The 16,457-nt window shown below is 38.7% G+C and carries 18 protein-coding genes and 1 riboswitch; of the genes, 13 read left to right on the top strand and 5 right to left on the bottom strand.

Going from position 1 to position 16,457, the window contains the following annotated elements; translation table 11 throughout:
* Nucleotides 1-231 precede the first annotated feature (231 nt).
* A complete protein-coding gene (locus ACTWPF_RS12330) occupies nucleotides 232-489 on the top strand; it encodes a transcriptional regulator SplA domain-containing protein (RefSeq protein ID WP_106896419.1) in 258 nt (85 codons plus the stop codon).
* Nucleotides 482-1,510, top strand: a complete 1,029-nt coding sequence (splB, locus tag ACTWPF_RS12325) for a spore photoproduct lyase (protein ID WP_036573652.1) — start codon at nucleotides 482-484, stop codon at nucleotides 1,508-1,510. The genes ACTWPF_RS12330 and splB overlap by 8 nt, the downstream gene beginning before the upstream one ends.
* A 36-nt stretch (nucleotides 1,511-1,546) precedes the next feature.
* Here the strand turns inward: splB and ACTWPF_RS12320 are convergent, their stop codons facing one another.
* Nucleotides 1,547-1,942 carry a TIGR02328 family protein gene (locus tag ACTWPF_RS12320; RefSeq protein WP_058950374.1) on the bottom strand — a complete coding sequence of 132 codons (396 nt, stop codon included), beginning with the start codon at nucleotides 1,940-1,942 and terminating at the stop codon, nucleotides 1,547-1,549.
* Between the two features lie 117 nt (nucleotides 1,943-2,059).
* On the bottom strand, nucleotides 2,060-2,581 hold the full coding sequence (locus ACTWPF_RS12315; protein ID WP_443149284.1) for a hypothetical protein: 522 nt from the start codon (nucleotides 2,579-2,581) through the stop codon (nucleotides 2,060-2,062).
* 120 nt (nucleotides 2,582-2,701) lie between these two features.
* Here ACTWPF_RS12315 and ACTWPF_RS12310 point away from each other — a divergent pair, with 120 nt between their 5' ends.
* The 4 genes from ACTWPF_RS12310 to ACTWPF_RS12295 all read left to right on the top strand — a co-directional run bounded on the left by ACTWPF_RS12310 (nucleotide 2,702) and on the right by ACTWPF_RS12295 (nucleotide 5,221).
* Nucleotides 2,702-3,358 carry a DUF4396 domain-containing protein gene (locus ACTWPF_RS12310; protein WP_443149283.1) on the top strand — a complete coding sequence of 219 codons (657 nt, stop codon included), beginning with the start codon at nucleotides 2,702-2,704 and terminating at the stop codon, nucleotides 3,356-3,358.
* Between the two features lie 90 nt (nucleotides 3,359-3,448).
* Nucleotides 3,449-3,610 carry a hypothetical protein gene (locus ACTWPF_RS12305; protein ID WP_443149282.1) on the top strand — a complete coding sequence of 54 codons (162 nt, stop codon included), beginning with the start codon at nucleotides 3,449-3,451 and terminating at the stop codon, nucleotides 3,608-3,610.
* A 44-nt stretch (nucleotides 3,611-3,654) separates the two neighbouring features.
* Nucleotides 3,655-4,479: an ATP-binding cassette domain-containing protein gene (locus ACTWPF_RS12300; protein ID WP_443149281.1), complete on the top strand. Its 825-nt coding sequence runs from the start codon at nucleotides 3,655-3,657 to the stop codon at nucleotides 4,477-4,479.
* 28 nt (nucleotides 4,480-4,507) lie between these two features.
* Entirely contained in the window at nucleotides 4,508-5,221 is a 714-nt protein-coding gene (locus ACTWPF_RS12295; RefSeq protein WP_443149280.1) for a hypothetical protein, read from the top strand.
* 14 nt (nucleotides 5,222-5,235) lie between these two features.
* On the opposite strand, the gene ACTWPF_RS12290 is transcribed toward ACTWPF_RS12295, so the two are convergent.
* Entirely contained in the window at nucleotides 5,236-6,024 is a 789-nt protein-coding gene (locus ACTWPF_RS12290) for a carbon-nitrogen family hydrolase (RefSeq protein ID WP_443149279.1), read from the bottom strand.
* Nucleotides 6,025-6,226: 202 nt separating this feature from the next.
* On the opposite strand from ACTWPF_RS12290, the gene ACTWPF_RS12285 reads away from it, so the two are divergent.
* From ACTWPF_RS12285 to ACTWPF_RS12260, 6 genes are all read left to right on the top strand, one after another.
* Complete coding sequence (locus ACTWPF_RS12285) at nucleotides 6,227-7,399, top strand: pyridoxal phosphate-dependent aminotransferase (protein ID WP_443149278.1); 1,173 nt, start codon at nucleotides 6,227-6,229, stop codon at nucleotides 7,397-7,399.
* A 63-nt stretch (nucleotides 7,400-7,462) separates the two neighbouring features.
* A riboswitch (SAM riboswitch) is annotated at nucleotides 7,463-7,566 on the top strand.
* An 87-nt stretch (nucleotides 7,567-7,653) separates the two neighbouring features.
* Nucleotides 7,654-8,667: a methionine ABC transporter ATP-binding protein gene (locus tag ACTWPF_RS12280; RefSeq protein ID WP_106896429.1), complete on the top strand. Its 1,014-nt coding sequence runs from the start codon at nucleotides 7,654-7,656 to the stop codon at nucleotides 8,665-8,667.
* Nucleotides 8,657-9,319, top strand: coding sequence for a methionine ABC transporter permease (locus ACTWPF_RS12275; RefSeq protein WP_443149277.1), 663 nt, complete (start codon nucleotides 8,657-8,659; stop codon nucleotides 9,317-9,319). Before ACTWPF_RS12280 ends, ACTWPF_RS12275 begins: the two co-directional genes overlap by 11 nt.
* A 21-nt stretch (nucleotides 9,320-9,340) precedes the next feature.
* Complete coding sequence (locus tag ACTWPF_RS12270; protein WP_443149276.1) at nucleotides 9,341-10,174, top strand: MetQ/NlpA family ABC transporter substrate-binding protein; 834 nt, start codon at nucleotides 9,341-9,343, stop codon at nucleotides 10,172-10,174.
* A gap of 242 nt (nucleotides 10,175-10,416) precedes the next feature.
* The gene (locus ACTWPF_RS12265; RefSeq protein ID WP_443149275.1) at nucleotides 10,417-11,076 is read left to right on the top strand and encodes a reverse transcriptase-like protein; all 660 of its coding nucleotides are present in this window, start codon (nucleotides 10,417-10,419) and stop codon (nucleotides 11,074-11,076) included.
* Between the two features lie 265 nt (nucleotides 11,077-11,341).
* Complete coding sequence (locus ACTWPF_RS12260) at nucleotides 11,342-12,010, top strand: LuxR C-terminal-related transcriptional regulator (RefSeq protein WP_106896431.1); 669 nt, start codon at nucleotides 11,342-11,344, stop codon at nucleotides 12,008-12,010.
* 11 nt (nucleotides 12,011-12,021) lie between these two features.
* On the opposite strand, the gene ACTWPF_RS12255 is transcribed toward ACTWPF_RS12260, so the two are convergent.
* A complete protein-coding gene (locus ACTWPF_RS12255; protein WP_443149274.1) occupies nucleotides 12,022-15,072 on the bottom strand; it encodes a hybrid sensor histidine kinase/response regulator in 3,051 nt (1,016 codons plus the stop codon).
* A gap of 263 nt (nucleotides 15,073-15,335) precedes the next feature.
* Here ACTWPF_RS12255 and ACTWPF_RS12250 point away from each other — a divergent pair, with 263 nt between their 5' ends.
* A complete protein-coding gene (locus ACTWPF_RS12250; RefSeq protein WP_238021544.1) occupies nucleotides 15,336-15,899 on the top strand; it encodes a sigma-70 family RNA polymerase sigma factor in 564 nt (187 codons plus the stop codon).
* A 90-nt stretch (nucleotides 15,900-15,989) separates the two neighbouring features.
* Here the strand turns inward: ACTWPF_RS12250 and ACTWPF_RS12245 are convergent, their stop codons facing one another.
* A complete protein-coding gene (locus tag ACTWPF_RS12245; protein ID WP_106896433.1) occupies nucleotides 15,990-16,418 on the bottom strand; it encodes a S1 domain-containing RNA-binding protein in 429 nt (142 codons plus the stop codon).
* Nucleotides 16,419-16,457 lie beyond the last annotated feature (39 nt).

Here is a 16,457-nt window from a genome sequence, read left to right as displayed (position 1 = left end):
TTTCACAATATTTCTACTTTATTTTACCATAGCTCCTTGGAAATGGTTATGACTAATTAAATTTACTAAGTCCATTGCCTGTAGTCAGGTCTCCTCCATATAAACAATCATCTTCTACTATGCTACGCACCAATGTATAACTTTCTCATTTTACTAGTTAGAAAAGGCTAACTCTCATAATTTTACAGAAAGTGCGGATACTGAATAGTAAAAAGGAAGAATGGTGAAAAAATGCATATAAATGAATCCTATCAACCTGGAGAGGTTGTTTATATTATTATCCGCAATCCCCATGCCCAAGACGTGGCACATGTGCAACAGGCTGCTGTAGTTGAGAATCCAGATCAAAACGGTGAACTTGCACTATTTATACACGAGACTTATTTTCCATTAACAGAGGAGTTTGCGGTATACAAAAGTGCTGAAGAAGCAGAGGAAGCATATCAGATTGCTTTTGGACTACCGGAAACAGAGGATTATTATGGTTAAGCCTTTTGTGCCGCAACTTGTATACGTAGAGCCACGAGCTATGGAATATCCGCTTGCCAAGGAGTTAATTGGAAAGTTTGAAAAGATGGATATAGAGATAAGGGAAACAACATCCCATAACCAAATTCGTAATTTACCTGGAGAGAATCATTTTCAAAAATACCGGACAGCAAAATCAACGCTTGTGCTCGGTATCCGCAAAACACTTAAATTTGATACATCAAAGCCATCTGCAGAGTATGCAATTCCCTTCGCGACAGGCTGTATGGGCCATTGCCATTATTGTTATTTGCAAACAACGATGGGAAGCAAGCCATATATCCGATCGTATGTAAATGTAGACGAGATCTTTGATGCCGCAGAGGAATATATGCAGGAAAGGGCCCCCGAATTCACCCGGTTTGAAGCATCCTGTACCTCTGATATCGTTGGAATAGATCATCTGACCCACACATTGAAAAGGGCAATTGAATACTTCGGGAAGTCTGAGCATGGCAAGCTCCGTTTTGTTACGAAATTTGCGCATGTTGATCATTTACTGGATGCAGAGCATAAAGGTAGAACGCGTTTCCGTTTTAGTGTAAACGATGATTACATTATTAAATATTTTGAGCCGGGGACGTCCCGATTGAAAGAACGTATTGAAGCGGCAGTAAAGATTGCTGAAGCTGGATACCCACTCGGTTTTATCGTTGCTCCAATTTATTTGCATGAGGGTTGGAAAGAAGGCTATAAAGAGATGTTTGAAAGGCTGGAAGCGGCCTTGCCAGCAAAAGCAACGAAGGATTTAACTTTTGAATTAATTCAGCATCGCTTTACCAAGCCGGCCAAGCGAGTAATTCAGGAAAATTACCCGATGACAAAGCTTGAGCTTGATGAATCAAAACGAAAGTGGAAATGGGGAAGATACGGAATTGGTAAATACGTCTATCAAAATGAAGAACAAGAAGACATCAAAGATACGCTTGGTGGCTATATCAACCACTACTTCCCTGATGCCAAAATAGAATATTTCACATAAAAAAAGAAGCCTGCCAGCCTTACTGGCGGGTTTCATTTATTCTTGTATTCTTGGCAATTCAATGCCTTTTTCGCTCAGGTTATCAAGACATTCTTTTAAGTAGACAGGGGAATGCTCAGGATAGAGTGGTCTTTCTAGTTCGTCTACATGCTCATTTGCGTAAAGGCTATTTTCATTATGTGCTTCAGAAATCTTTCCTCTATAAAAAGGATCTTCCCATAAAGGATCGACCCGATATCCTCGTTTTTGCATCTCCCTCATAATTAATTGATGGTAGATAAACAGACGATATGGTGAATAATCGAATACATAATTTACTGTAGAATGTGGCTTTCCCCAACCATTACCTCTAAGAGCACAGCATTCGCGATGCTGTCCAAGCAGTTGTTGCCTAGGCAGGTGGGGAATTAAATTTTCGTGCCAAAGTCGCATGGCGATTCCTCCTGGTGTGGTCTTTGTTACTTGTAGTTTAACGATAGACAAAGATGATGGCAACTAGATCGTTTCCCATGAGACTCATTATTTGTTGTAATCCTCACACCGCTATACTTAATTAGAGAACAAAGCTTGAAAATAGTTATACGTACGAAGTTGTTCTTCATTGGATACACGCGGAATGAAGGGGCCTCCTATTCGATGAATAAATTGTTCATAAAGCTCCATCATTTTCAATTGCTGTAAGGCCATTTCTACGTGAACATTTCGCACGTTTTGGTTTTGCATCATTAAGGCAGAAGTGAAATTCGTATTGGCCATGTCTTTAGCTGACGTATGTGCCTCCCTGGCAATCCAGTGGTCAGCCTGACTAATTCCGAAATGCCCAATGGAATTTTGTTCGAGCAAGGTCATATTGATTGGAGCAAGTTCTACATAAGAAGTATGATTAGGATCAATTAATTTAAGCATAACGCGCACGTGATCAGACATCACATTGTATTGTAGGGCAAGAATTCTTTTAAGATCATGGCTTGTGGTTATTTCCTGATACGTTCGTAATTTTTGTAGCATTCCCTCATGTGCCATTAAATGATCTGACATGAGTCCAACGTCTACAGCTGGTAAATGTTCCATATGCTCACCTCATAGAATAGGTTAGTTCCCTATAAATTATGGTGGGAGAGTAAAGTTTGTTCATCCATTGTTTAGAAAGATTACAAACTTGGGTAGAAACTATACTATGGGGTGAAAATGATGTTAACTACTATATCTTGGGTCGCATTATCCATTGGAATAATAAGTTCCGCCATTATTATAGTGGATGTTATCAGGCATCCTCAGCACATGAAAGTAATGAACTTGGTGTGGCCGATAAACGGATGGTTTTTTGGACCATTCGCAATTTGGGCTTACTTTAAGTGGGGACGTCTAAATGCAAAAGACTCAGAGCGTGAAGATCGACGGAAAACGCCTGCAAAGGTCTTTGTGTCAACAAGTCATTGTGCTGGGGGATGCACAGTAGGGGATGCAGCAGGTGTGCCGTTTGTGGCACTAACTGGTTTCACGATAGTAGGTTCCACTTTGTTTGCACATTATTTGGTTGAATTTATCCTAGCATATTTAGTCGGAATTATATTCCAATATTATGCGATCTATCCAATGAACAAAGATCTTGGTAAAAAAGGTGCGCTTAAGTCAGCGATAAAAGCAGATTCCGCTGCACTTATTGCATTCGAAATCGGCATGTTTGGCTGGATGGCAATCGTTCATTTTGTTCTTTTTGCGGTCCCACCAAAACCTGATACTGCTGTATATTGGTTTATGATGCAAATTGCCATGATACTCGGTTTTCTTACAAGCTATCCAGCCAACTGGATACTTGTTAAAAAAGGAATTAAAGAAGTAATGTAGATTAAAATGTCCCAATTATTGGGGCATTTTTCCTTTCTAGGCAGGATTTTATGGTGAAAACAAGAAATATATAGATGAGGAGGGTATCCCATGGAAATTATCTTTATGTTTGTAGCGGGATTCATTGTCTTTCTTATCGCTATTATCGCTATTTTTAGAAGTGCGGTATTCAGAATGAAAGAACCAGCAAAGCAAAATGAGGAGAGAATTAGTAGACTGGAGAAACGTTTAGAGAAACTAGAAAATAAATGATCGTTTAGGAAGCATGGCAACATACATAGGAGAATAGAATGCGGATGATTGAATTAAAAGATGTAGACGTTAAAATAGGTGATCAGGTTATTTTAAATAATGTTTCCATAAGTTTAAAGGAAAAGGAATGTGTTGCTGTTATTGGAGAGAACGGGACAGGAAAAAGCCTGCTCTTAAAGCTTTTAGCAGGCGTTGTTTCTCCAACTAAGGGCCAGGTGAGAAGGGATATTAAAAAATATGGTTATGCCCCGGAAATCCCCCCAAAATCACTCCATTTCACTGCCAAGGAATACTTAACACATATGGGGAGAATAGAGGGAATGAATAGGGAAGAGCTTGAAAATCGCGTCACACTTCTTTTTAAGCAATTTAATTTCAATTTCCATCAAGATTACATTTATAAACTTTCTAAAGGCAACAAACAAAAAATAAATCTTATGCAAAGTTTGCTTAGGGAGCCGTCTATCCTTTTACTCGATGAGCCACTTTCTGGACTGGATCCTCATTCGCAGGAAAATTTATTACAGTATCTGAAACAATTGAAGGAAAAAAAGACTACAATTATTTTCACTTGCCATGAGGGCTTATTAAAAGAAAATTTGGCGGATCGTATTCTTCTTATCGAAAATAAAGAGGTGAAAGAAGGGGAGATGAAAACAGAAAAATCGTATCGTACGGTTCAGTTTTCGGGAAACCTTGATGAAATTTCTCCTCTAATTAATAAGACAGTAGATATGCAAACTCTACGTAGACTCCAAGATGGAGGCTATGAGGTAAATGTAGAAGCTAACAACAGTGATAAACTACTTTTAACAATTATTAACCAGGGTGGAAAGATTAAATTTCTATCAAAGAAAAGCCGGATATAGGTGGACAAACAGAAAGCCAGGTGAGATTTTGAAAGCACTCGTTTCCTATATGTTAAAAGACTATTTAAGGTCCTACTTATATGTACCGCCCGTCAGTTTATTTTGCTTGTGGACATTTGTAGCATATACATATGTTCCCAATCCCATTTTCAGTAGCTATGCTGTTTCATGCGCAGTTCTATATTTTGTCGCCGCCTGGTTAACGATAACCTTGGTGAATAGAGAGGATGCAACCCAGTTTCATATAACAGCTGTACATGCTAGAAGTTTTAATACTGTGTTTCTTAGCAAGGTAATTGGTGTTCTTATTATGATAAGCTTTCTTATCATGTTGGCTGTTCTATATCCAATTTTGATTGGTGCTTTCCATCGTTCTGTTACATTGTGGGACGTTTTGATAGCAATTACTGCACATTTCCTTATTTCTTTCTTGGGCGTCGCCGTTTCGCTATATTTCACAAAAATATGGAGCAGAAGGAAACTTAGTACTTGGCTATTACTTGTGTTGATTTTAGTAATTTCACTTGTTAAGGGTGGCGTGGTAGACAGTCTTCCAAGTGGATTTTCTTTTGTTACATGGGTTTTTCCTCCTTCCTTTGCAATAATAGACGTGCTTTCCCAGGATACCGTAACAGCGAATGGTCAGCTGTTTTCCACTTTTATCTACATACTTGGTTATGCATCTTTGTTAACTGTAATTTTTTTGGTTTTAGTACGAAAAAAGAACGCCTTTCTAACATGAAAGGCGTTCTTCTCTTAATATCTGTAGATATCCGGGCGACGATCAGAAAAAATCGGAATACGCTGTCGAACATCATCTACCTGCTCTACATCCAATTCACTGTATAGGATGGTTTCTTCATCGTCAGCTTCTTCCAGGATTTCTCCCCAAGGCCCAATAATCATTGATTGACCACCAAATTGATTGTTAGGATCAGCACCAACTCGGTTGCAGGCTACAACATAGCATTGATTCTCAATAGCTCTACTGATAAGCAGGGCTTTCCAATGGTCTATTCGTTTTGCAGGCCACTCCGCAACCACATATAACACCTTCGTATTATCAAGCATATGTGTTCGGATCCATTCTGGAAAACGAATATCATAGCAAATAACACCAGCAGATTTTATTCCGGCCAATTCGAAAATACCGTTCTCACTACCTTCAACCAAATGCTTTTCCTCATCCATCAATCTAAATAGATGAGCTTTTGCATATTCCTTTACAAGTTCACCATTTGAATTGATAACGAACATGGAATTGGTTACGCCTCGTTCTGTGCGCTTGGCAACAGACCCTGCTACAAGATGCACGTCATATTTCTGGGCAAGTCTAGAAAGGAAAGAGAGGGAACGTTCTCCGTTAGAGTCGGCAATCTCTTCTAAACGGGTAAGATCATAGCCAGTTGTCCAAAGCTCGGGTAAAACGACCACATCTACTTTCTTTTCTTTTAAACTTGCAAACTTTCTTTCTACCTTTTCTTCATTTGCTACCGGGTCTCCAAACGTAATGTCTATCTGCAACAAGGCAACAGACAGTATCATAAAATCAACTCCTTCATAAAAGCAAGGGTAAGCTAACAGCCTGATCCTAATTTAAGTGCTCGTTGTTATTGGTGCTTATTATCCCATCGCCTTATTTTCCTGTCAATTAACCTGATCCTTTGGTAAGTACAGCTTTACAAACGATGCAGAATTGGCTAACATAGATAATTAGAATTTTAGAATTATTAGAGGTGAGAAAACCGTGCAAAGCTTTCCAGTATCAGATACGTTGAAACGCCTGCCAGAGCAGTTTTTTGCCAAATTGGTAAAAAAAGTACAAGCATTAAGCAGTGAGGGGCATGATGTGATTAATCTTGGCCAGGGGAATCCTGATTTGCCAACGCCAAACCATATAGTAGAAGAATTAAAGACAGCAGCGGATAACCCTGTCTATCATAAATATTCCCCGTTTACAGGCCATGCTTTTCTTAAAGAAGCGGTGGCAACCTTTTACAAGCGGGAATACGATGTCGATATTGATCCAGAATCAGAGGTAGCGATTCTATTTGGTGCAAAAACAGGACTGGTTGAAATTAGCCAATGCTTGTTAAATGCAGGAGATACAGCATTACTACCTGACCCTGGCTATCCAGATTACATGTCCGGAATTGCCATGGCCAATGCAAATTCAGTTTTTATGCCATTGTTAGAAAAAAATAATTTTTTACCAAATTATCAACAACTAAATCAAGCTGACCTTGAAGCAGCAAAGTTACTATTTTTAAACTATCCAAACAATCCGACTGCCGGTGTTGCAAACAAGGAATTTTTTGATGAAACAATTGAAGTGGCAAAACAGAATGAAATCTGTGTAGTACATGACTTTGCATATGGGGCTATTGGCTTTGATGGAAAGAAACCGCAAAGTTTTATGCAATCTGCTGGAGCAAAGGATATTGGGGTAGAAATGTATACCTTGTCTAAAACGTATAATATGGCTGGTTGGCGTGTTGGTTTTGCTGTTGGAAACACTTCCGTGATAAAAAGCCTCAACCTGATTCAAGATCACTTATACGTTAGCTTGTTTGGCGCTGTGCAACAAGCAGCAGAGAAGGCTTTACTTGGTGATCAAACGGCTGTAGATGAATTGGTAGCTACCTATGAGAGTAGACGAAATGTGTTTGTAGAAAAATTGCAGGAAATTGGGTGGAACGTTCAAGCGCCCCGCGGTACATTCTTTGCATGGCTTCCTGTCCCAGAAGGATATACATCAGAGGAATTTGCTGACCTCCTTTTGGAAAAAGCACACGTTGTTGTAGCACCAGGTAATGGCTTTGGTGAAGCGGGAGAGGGATTTGTACGAGCTGGTTTGCTAGCTGATGAAGAGCGACTTGCCGAAGCTGCAGCTCGAATTGGAAAGCTAGGAATATTTTAAACTAGCTATTGACAAAGTGGAGTTCGAAGACTATGATAATCATTATGCTAACAATATGAATATTTCTTATCTAGAGTGACGGAGGGAAAGGCCCGTAGATGTCACAGCAACCTTCCATTTGGAGTGGTGCTACTTCCTTCAGAATGATTCATTCTGAAAGATAAGTGTGAGATACTTGTAATCGACACCCTCTTTCATGATGAAAGGGGGTTTTTTGATGGATTGGATTTACTGGCGGAATTGGAGTGAACGTTATGATTAAGGTAGAAAAAGTAAGCAAGATCTATGAAACAAAGTCCGGCCAAGTCGTTGGTGTGGATAATGTTTCACTGGAAGTACCTAAGGGAGAAATATACGGCATTGTAGGATATAGTGGTGCAGGAAAAAGTAGCCTAATTCGCTGTATGAATATACTAGAACGGCCAACTTCAGGAAAAATAATGGTGGACGGTGTAAATTTATTAGAGCTTTCCCCAAAGAAGTTACGAGAAGCACGACAGTCGATCGGCATGATCTTTCAAGGCTTCTATCTAGCCTCAGCTAAAACCGTATTCGATAATATTGCGTTTGCCTTAAAAGCGGCTGGAGTAGCTCCATCACAAAGGAAGAAGCGGGTAGAGGAGCTTCTTGAACTAGTTGGCTTAACAGATAAAATAAATCATTACCCTGCACAACTAAGTGGTGGACAGAAACAGCGTGTTAGTATTGCGCGAGCGCTTGCGAACAATCCTAATGTCCTACTATGCGATGAAGCAACCTCAGCATTGGATCCGAGCACAACAAAATCCATTTTGCAGTTATTAAAGAAAATTAACCAAGAGCTTGGAATCACCATTGTCTTAATAACCCATGAAATGGAAGTGGTGAAGGAGATTTGTGATACATGTGCTGTTATGCAGGATGGAAGAATTATTGAGCAAGGACCATCTTATAACATCTTTGCAAATCCACAGGAGGAACTGACAAAGCAGTTCATTGATACCATTTTGAACTTTGATTTACCAGCAAAGTTGCTTGAAGCCTGCAAAGGTACCATTCTCCAATTGCAGTTTCGCGGTAACTTAGCGAGTGACGCCGTAGTGTCAGATATGCTGCAAAAGTTTCAGGTCAGTGGCAATATCCTTCACGGCAAGGTGGAGTACATAAAAGAGACGCCTTTAGGCATTTTTATTATGGAATTGCTAGGAGAAACGGAAGAGGTAGCTTCTGCTAAGCAATATTTAGAAGAGCGGTTAAAGCAAGTGGAGGTGATCCAGCATGCTCGATAGAATAATAGAGATCCTTCCTGAGTTGAACACGGCTTTCTTTGAAACATTGCTAATGGTGGGTATAGGCTTACTCGTCGCCTTGATTCTTGGACTCCCTATCGGTATTTTGCTTTATGTAACAGACAAAGGACTATTCTGGGAAAGCCGGATCGCAAAAAGAATAATTGGTATCATTGTGAATTTAGTTCGTTCTGTACCATTTATTATTTTGCTTGTCTTTCTATTCCCTGTTACAGACCTCATCGTCGGACGTATTACTGGTCCACTTGCAGCTTCTGTTTCTCTATCCGTTGCGGCCATTCCTTTTTACGCCCGGATTGTAGAATCTGCTGCAAGAGAAATTGATAAAGGGGTAATCGAAGCTGCTATTGCCGTAGGGGCATCTCCATGGTTAATTATCAAGGATATTATTCTCCCTGAAACAAAGCCTGGACTTATCAGTGGGTTGACGATCACCGCAATTAGTTTGATAGGATATTCTGCCATGGCTGGAACCATTGGTGGTGGCGGGATTGGTGATTTAGCCATTCGCTATGGCTATTACCGGTATGACGACACGGTAATGATTACAACAGTTATTGTATTAATTGTGTTGGTACAGCTTATTCAATATCTTGGTGATTTTATTGCCAAGACTGTAAATAAAAAATAAAAACAAGTTGGAGGAACAACTATGAAAAAGACACTTATATCAATTACGGCATTATTATGTATTCTTTTACTTGCAGCGTGTGGGAACGATGACTCTGGAGCAGGGGATAATGAGGGTGAATCAAAGTCCATTAAATTTGGGGCTACTGTAGGGCCGTACAGTGATATGGTAACAAAAGCTCTTGCGCCATTATTAGAAGAAAAGGGCTATGAAGTAGAGAACCAAGAGTTTACTGATTATGTACAGCCAAACAATGCTTTATCAAGAGGAGACATTGATGCGAACTTGTTTCAGCATACGATCTATTTAGAAGCCTTTGCAGAAGAAAACGAAATGGATCTATCCTCTGTGATTGCTGTTCCTACAGCACCAATGGGTTTATATTCAAATACTTTTACAACTACGGATGAAATTGCTGAGGGAAGTACTATTGCTATTGCAAATGATCCTACTAATCTTTCTAGAACATTATTAATGTTGCAAGATCAGGGGTTAATCACTATAAGCGAAGAAGTAGACCCATTAAAGGCTTCTATTAAGGACATTGTGGATAATCCAAAGAATCTTGAATTCGTTGAAGTGGAAGCAGGACAGCTGCCACGTTTAGTGGATAGTGAGGATGCTGCTGCAGTTCCAGGAAACTTTGCCCTTGCTGCCGACATGGATCTGCTGGATGCGCTGGCTCTGGAAGAAATGCCAGATAATTACCGGAATGTTGTTGCAGTTAATACAGATGATCTTGATGCGCAGTTTGCCAAAGATATTAAAGAAGTTATCGAATCAGATGAATTTGAACAAATTATTGATGAGGAATTTCAAGGCTTTGGGAAACCGGGCTGGATGACTGAAGAATAATCACTTTTAAGCCCTATTGTGCTGAAGCATGATAGGGCTTTTATTACATAATTAACTTTCAGGGGATTTGCAATGGTAACAAGTATAAGGAAGTGCTAGGAGAAAAAGTCTGTTATGTGCTATCCTCATATTATAATTTTGGGAAAGAAATAATTCGTGATACTCAAAGCCTAACGTTCATAAATTTAGGGAATATAGGAAGGCTAGAGAAGAAGTGCGATATGGAGAATGGAGGTCAGCAGGTGAAAGGAATTATTTCATTTACTTACCGTACACCAAAGGGTGCAGATACTGTTCTATACTCAGATGAAATGCGTGCGGCAAAAGCATTGTTATTAGCAGAAGACATGGAAAGAACAGGAAGAGCTAATAATATACAATTCATTGATACACACGAATATAGCTGGAATTTAAAAGAATTACGCAAGCAGTTGGAAGAGATAAAAACAGAGCCACATGATGTGAAAATATACTTTGACGGTGGCTATGACTTAAAAACGAGAAAATCAGGCCTCGGATGTGCCATTTATTATGAACAAAATGAAAAAGCTTATCGTCTTCGAAGGAATGCACTTGTAGAAGAGCTTGAATCAAATAATGAGGCGGAATACGCTGCCCTTCACTTGGGTGTAAAGGAAGTGGAGGAACTAGGTGTGCACCATATGCCTATAACCATTATTGGGGATTCCCAGGTCGTTATAAATCAACTTAGCGAGGACTGGCCTGTCTATGAGAAAGAGCTAGCTAATTGGGCGAACCGTATCGAGGACATACTAGCAAAACTAGGCTTAGAGGTAGAATTTGAACTCGTTTCTCGGAAGAAAAATCGGGAGGCAGACCAGCTCGCTACCCAAGCACTAAAAGAAGTAAATATCTCTAGCCTAAAAGAAATAGACAGGTAGAAAAACCTTAAGAGCAAACCCTATGTGTAATAAGGGTTTGCTTTTTATAATCTGTTTCAAGTGAGGAGTTGGTAAAGGGTAATAATTAAATGTAAAAATTACTAAGCTAAATAGAAATTCTATTTTCCACGCATTGCTAATTCTCCGTAGGAGGAGAGGGACCTTCACTTCCATTTTATTTAGCACACTTACTTCATGTATAGAACTTGTACAGTATTTAAGGATAAACTTATTAAGTAATTTATCAACGTTAGAAGGTGTCTATATGGTCAAACTATTAATCATCGGTCCACCAAGTATTTCTACTCACAAATTGTACAGCAGGGTGTCGAGAGAAGCTGATATTAACCTGATAGGAATTGTAGAAAACGAGAGCGAGATAAAGGATATAATCTCAGATGATCAACCCGACCTTATTTTAGTTCACTATGCCGAGGAGAGGCTGTACTTAGCTGAAACAATAAAGAACTCCTTCCCAGAAATGAAGCTAATGTTTGTATTATCCTCGAGTAGAAAGGATGCTATTTTTTATGGATTAAAAATAGGTGTGGTGTCCTTTATACTTAATAATGTAACACCACATTGTCTCGTTCAGTCAATTAGTAATGTGTGCGAAGATCAACATGTCGTATCAGGAGAACTTGTAAGAACATTACTAGTCAATATCCGGACGGAGGATTTTTTTGAAAAGCAACTTTTTAATCATAAGCTTGGAAAGCATTTTTCTTTGTCACGCAGAGACAACGAAATTGCCTTTTTGGTTTATAAGAATAAAAAAAACATAGAGATCGCAGAGTATCTAAAGCTAAAAGAAAAAACAGTACGTGACTATGTCAGTAAGATATATCGTAAGTTTGGGGTTAGAAAAAGAACGGAGCTTATACAAATCCTTACAGAAATCATGCAAATAGAAGAAAAAATGTTGGAGAAGTAAGGTTGTTTCTCCTAGCTCTGATCATTTGAAACGAAAAATGAAACAATGGTACCTTTCGCTTGTTCGCTTTTAATAGTTATTCCTTCGCCAAACAACTGTCTCAGTCGTCTATCTGTATTGTATATTCCCACACTTTTTCTCTCTCTAGGGTTATGTTTTGTGAGGCGTACCTGTTGTTCAGAGTTCATGCCAACGCCATCATCCATTATAGAAATCCTTGTGAAACCCTCATATGCTTTTACACTAATTGTTATGGTGCCGCCTGCAGGCTGTTTTAAAATGCCATGGTTTATTGCATTTTCAACCAATGTTTGGATGGAAAGAGGAGGCAATTGGACTTTAATTCTTGCATCCACATCCCATTTTATATTAACACGATCACCAAACCTCGCTTTTTCTATTTCAATGTAGGAATGGACAAGTGCTAATTCCTCTTCTAGGCTAACCAAGGTTTCGGTATTTTTAAATGCAAAACTAGTTTGGATAAATTGAATGAAGTGATCTAAAACATACCGCATTTTTTCTTCATCTATCTCCATTAAATACATAATGGAATTTAAAGTATTAAACAAAAAATGAGGTTTGATTTGTGCTTGAAGCCAAGCCGCTTCCATTCGCATATGCTCCGCAATGGAGGTTTTTAGCTTTACAAGTACATCCACACGAGACCTTAATTCTAGTGGATCCACAGGTTTTACAATGTAATCATTGGCTCCGGAAGCAAAGCCAGTAGACAAATCCTCTGAGCTATTTCTTGCTGTTAGTAATAGAATTGGCAACTCAGAAAGCGTGTATTGCTCTCTAACTTTTTTCGTTAATTCATAACCAGACATATATGGCATCATGACATCACTAATGAGCAAGTGAAATGTATCGGTTTTTAATTTTTCCAACGCCTCTGCTCCACTAACAGCAGTTGTTATTTCATATTGTTCTGAAGCTAATATGTTTTTTAGCACCCGCAAGTTGATTGTTTCATCATCCACCACGAGTAGCTTTGGTGCTTCTGAGTAAAGGATAGGATGAGTCGTTTCTATGGCTTTTGAAACAGCAGCTTCCAGATGGGAAATAACTGGGAGGTTAGGTGTTTCAACAACAGAATGTTCCTCCTTTGCTAATAGCAAAGAAAAGGAAAATACCGATCCTTTATGCAAGGCAGAATGAACCTCAATCTCCCCACCATGCAACTTAACTAATTGATGGCTGATGGTTAGGCCTAAGCCAACTCCACCCCTAACTTCGTCGACATCCTCCTCTATACCCTGCTCATATGGCTTGAAGATGGAATGGATCCGCTCCTCTTTCATGCCAATTCCAGTATCCGCAACAGATATAACCACTTTGTTATCCATGTAATTGGTAGAAATGGTAATAGTTCCTTTGTCCGTATACTTAATCGCATTATGAAGTAAGTTGACGAGAATCTGAATCAGCCTGTTTTCATCAGCTAGTACTGGTTGAACATCGCCCTGAACATCAGTTTGTATCTGGACTGGTCTATCTTCAAGGAGATGCTGAAGCATGTCAACAACTCCTGCGGTAACTGCTTGTAAAGGAAGTGGTTTCAACTGTAAGGTTACCTTATTCTCTTTAATTCGCCCCAAATCCAGCAAGTCGTTGATCATAGAAGACATCCGCTTTCCAACCGTTATAAGTAGTTCCATATTTTGATAGTCTTCTTGATTCAATTTATTTTCTTTACTATGCAACACAGAATGCGCAATATTAATCATGCTGTGTAATGGATTACGTAGTTCATGTGAAGTATTAGCAAGGAATGCGTCTTTCCGCTTGTCCACTTGGATAAGTTCTTCTGAAAGTCCCTGTATACGATGTACGTTTCGTAAAAAACGTTTTAACCAGAAAGCGGAGAAGAGAAAAATTGTAATTAAAAGATCAACAGGATAGAAAAATCGTTCAATTGTTGTGTTGCTATAAATAATGGCCCATACGACATTGTTTGTGATCGCAGCCGCGCTTAGCAATAAGTATATTACATCTTCCATGCGATTCCTGGTTGCTTTAAAAAATTGTATGGTAATAAAGCAAGTAGTAGTAAGTAAGACAATACCTAAAAGAAAGCGCAGACTTAGTATGTAGGTGACCGGTGCTAAAAGAATGAACCCTACATACAACAAATAAGCGGATAAAAACCATTTGAGCATTCTGTTAGCATATTCTGGCAAAAAATGCTTGAAGAATAGAAGCATAAACGAAGCAATACTTGTATACACCAGGAAGAGTATTTTTACACTGCTTTCATAGGTGATAGGGATAAGTTTTAGAAGGAATTTATCTACATCTAAAAGTACCATGAGCATTGCATTTATAAGTAACAGAAAAAAGTACAGTAAGCTTTTTGGTCTTTTTCCAACAAAGTACAAGAAAGCAATAAAAATAGCAACAGCACCAAGTACAGTCAGAACAATGATCTGACTAATAACCGAAAACCTAGTCTCTTTGTTTATTGCCGAAGCATATCCAAATTTCACAACTCCTACTTCTGATGATCGTATTGGATAGTTTCCATGGGCAACGTGCACGATAACATCTATCGTTTCTTTATTCGATCGAAAAGATACAGTATAGGGGACCTTTTGGGCAATATAATCAGAAGGGTTCACAGATGGGTTACCAGAACCACTAATTTCCTCTCCATCAATAAACAGTTTAGTTGCAGATTGAATAACAGGCATACGAAGCCCATAATCAGTCGTTGTATCAGAAGGGGGGAGAAGGATTCGTAAATGATACGTGCCTACTGTATAAGTGGACCCAATCGGAATGTTATTCCATTCATTAGGAAAAGTATTATATGTTTCACCATCTTGAGCCTGCTGTAATGCACTTTGATCCAATAACACATCCGGATAAAACGTCCATTCCCCCACTACTGGGGTTGTTTGTATTTCTTCCAATTGGCCTTGTCTTAAGTCAAGCACACCCTCTTGTGCTTCAGGGTGGTGAGTAGTTGAATAGATACTGCCCCAGAACAGACGAAAGACCGTTAATACAAGTAGAAAGAAAAGAATTATAATCAGTATCATGGAAGGTTTTTTCATATGTAAGCTCCGTCTATATGAATTTATTAAAATAGGGAAATATTAACTTATGGTTATGATAATATAATAATAACAAGAAGCAATGAACTTAGCTATACAGATTTAGTAGTAAAAGGGTAATTCTCTATATGAGGAAAAGGTGGTCTGAATGTGGCACTATACTTATGAAGTTTCATCTTACTAAATAAAATCATAAAATGATGCCCCCTCCTTCCCTTATTTTTCGATAGTAGGAGTAAAGACAGGTATTTGGAGGGGTATAAGTGACTAAAAAAAGCAGGGAAGCATTTGAAGAGATAGTGAGACAAAATGAACGCAGAATACACTTTCATATTCATCGATTAAATCTATCCGATCCACATAAGGAGTATTTTCAGGAAGGGCTTTGTGCAATGTGGAATGCCTATGAGACCTACGAGCCTGATAAAGGACCGATGGCAACTTACTTTAACTATACGATACGTAATAGGCTGGTTGATTTAGCTAGAAAACAGGGAAGAGAGAGTCGAAATCAGCAGAGTGCATGTAAAGAAATAAAAAAACATGCAAATAATGGTAATCGTGTAAAACGAGTAGAAGCTTCTAGTGAGATACTTTCCAATTTGGAAGAGGAGATAATAGGAAATCATGTATGGGGAATTTTAAAGCAGGAACTCACTGACAACCAGTGGAAATGGATTTACTATTACATTATTAGTTGTATGAAAATAAAAGAAATTGCAATTCAAGAAGAAACCTCGGAAGAAGCTGTAAAAAGCTGGGGTAAGCAAGTAAGAAAAAAATTACGTAATAAAGATTTCCAAAAACGATTAAAATTGTATGGCTAGCGTCACGCCTCCAAAGTCGAAAAAATATATTTTCAATAAATAAAAAAGCAAGCCATCAGCCGGCTTGCTTTTATCTATGTCATGAAGTTTTTATCCGCGTCTTCCGCCTCTGCCACCACGTTTAGTATCGGTGTTGCGTTTAAGCGTGGATAAATTCTCTTCACTTGATTTTAAGAATTTAGCCACCTTGTCTTCAAAGCTTTCCTTAGGTTTAAATCCACCCTTTGGACGGAAATCCTTCGAATTACGATCTCTACCTTGGCGAGATGGGCGCTGACCTTCTGGCTTATCAACAGCTTTCTTAATAGATAAAGCTACTTTACCTTCTTTTTCACTGATGATTTTTACTTCTACTTCATCGCCAACAGTTAAGTGATCATTCACATCTTTTACATAACTGTCTGCTACTTCACTAATGTGTACCAGACCGGTTTTTCCACCAGGTAATTCAACAAATGCTCCGAAATTAGTAATCCCTGTTACTTTACCTTTGACTTTACTGCCTATTTCAATTGACAAAAAAGTTCCCCCTTATGATTTATAAGCAACTCATTATAA

This window comes from Oceanobacillus sp. M65 (assembly GCF_052246275.1).
Classification (GTDB): Bacteria; Bacillota; Bacilli; order Bacillales; family Amphibacillaceae; genus Oceanobacillus_B; species Oceanobacillus_B jordanicus.
This window is presented reverse-complemented; position numbering and strand designations above follow the sequence as displayed.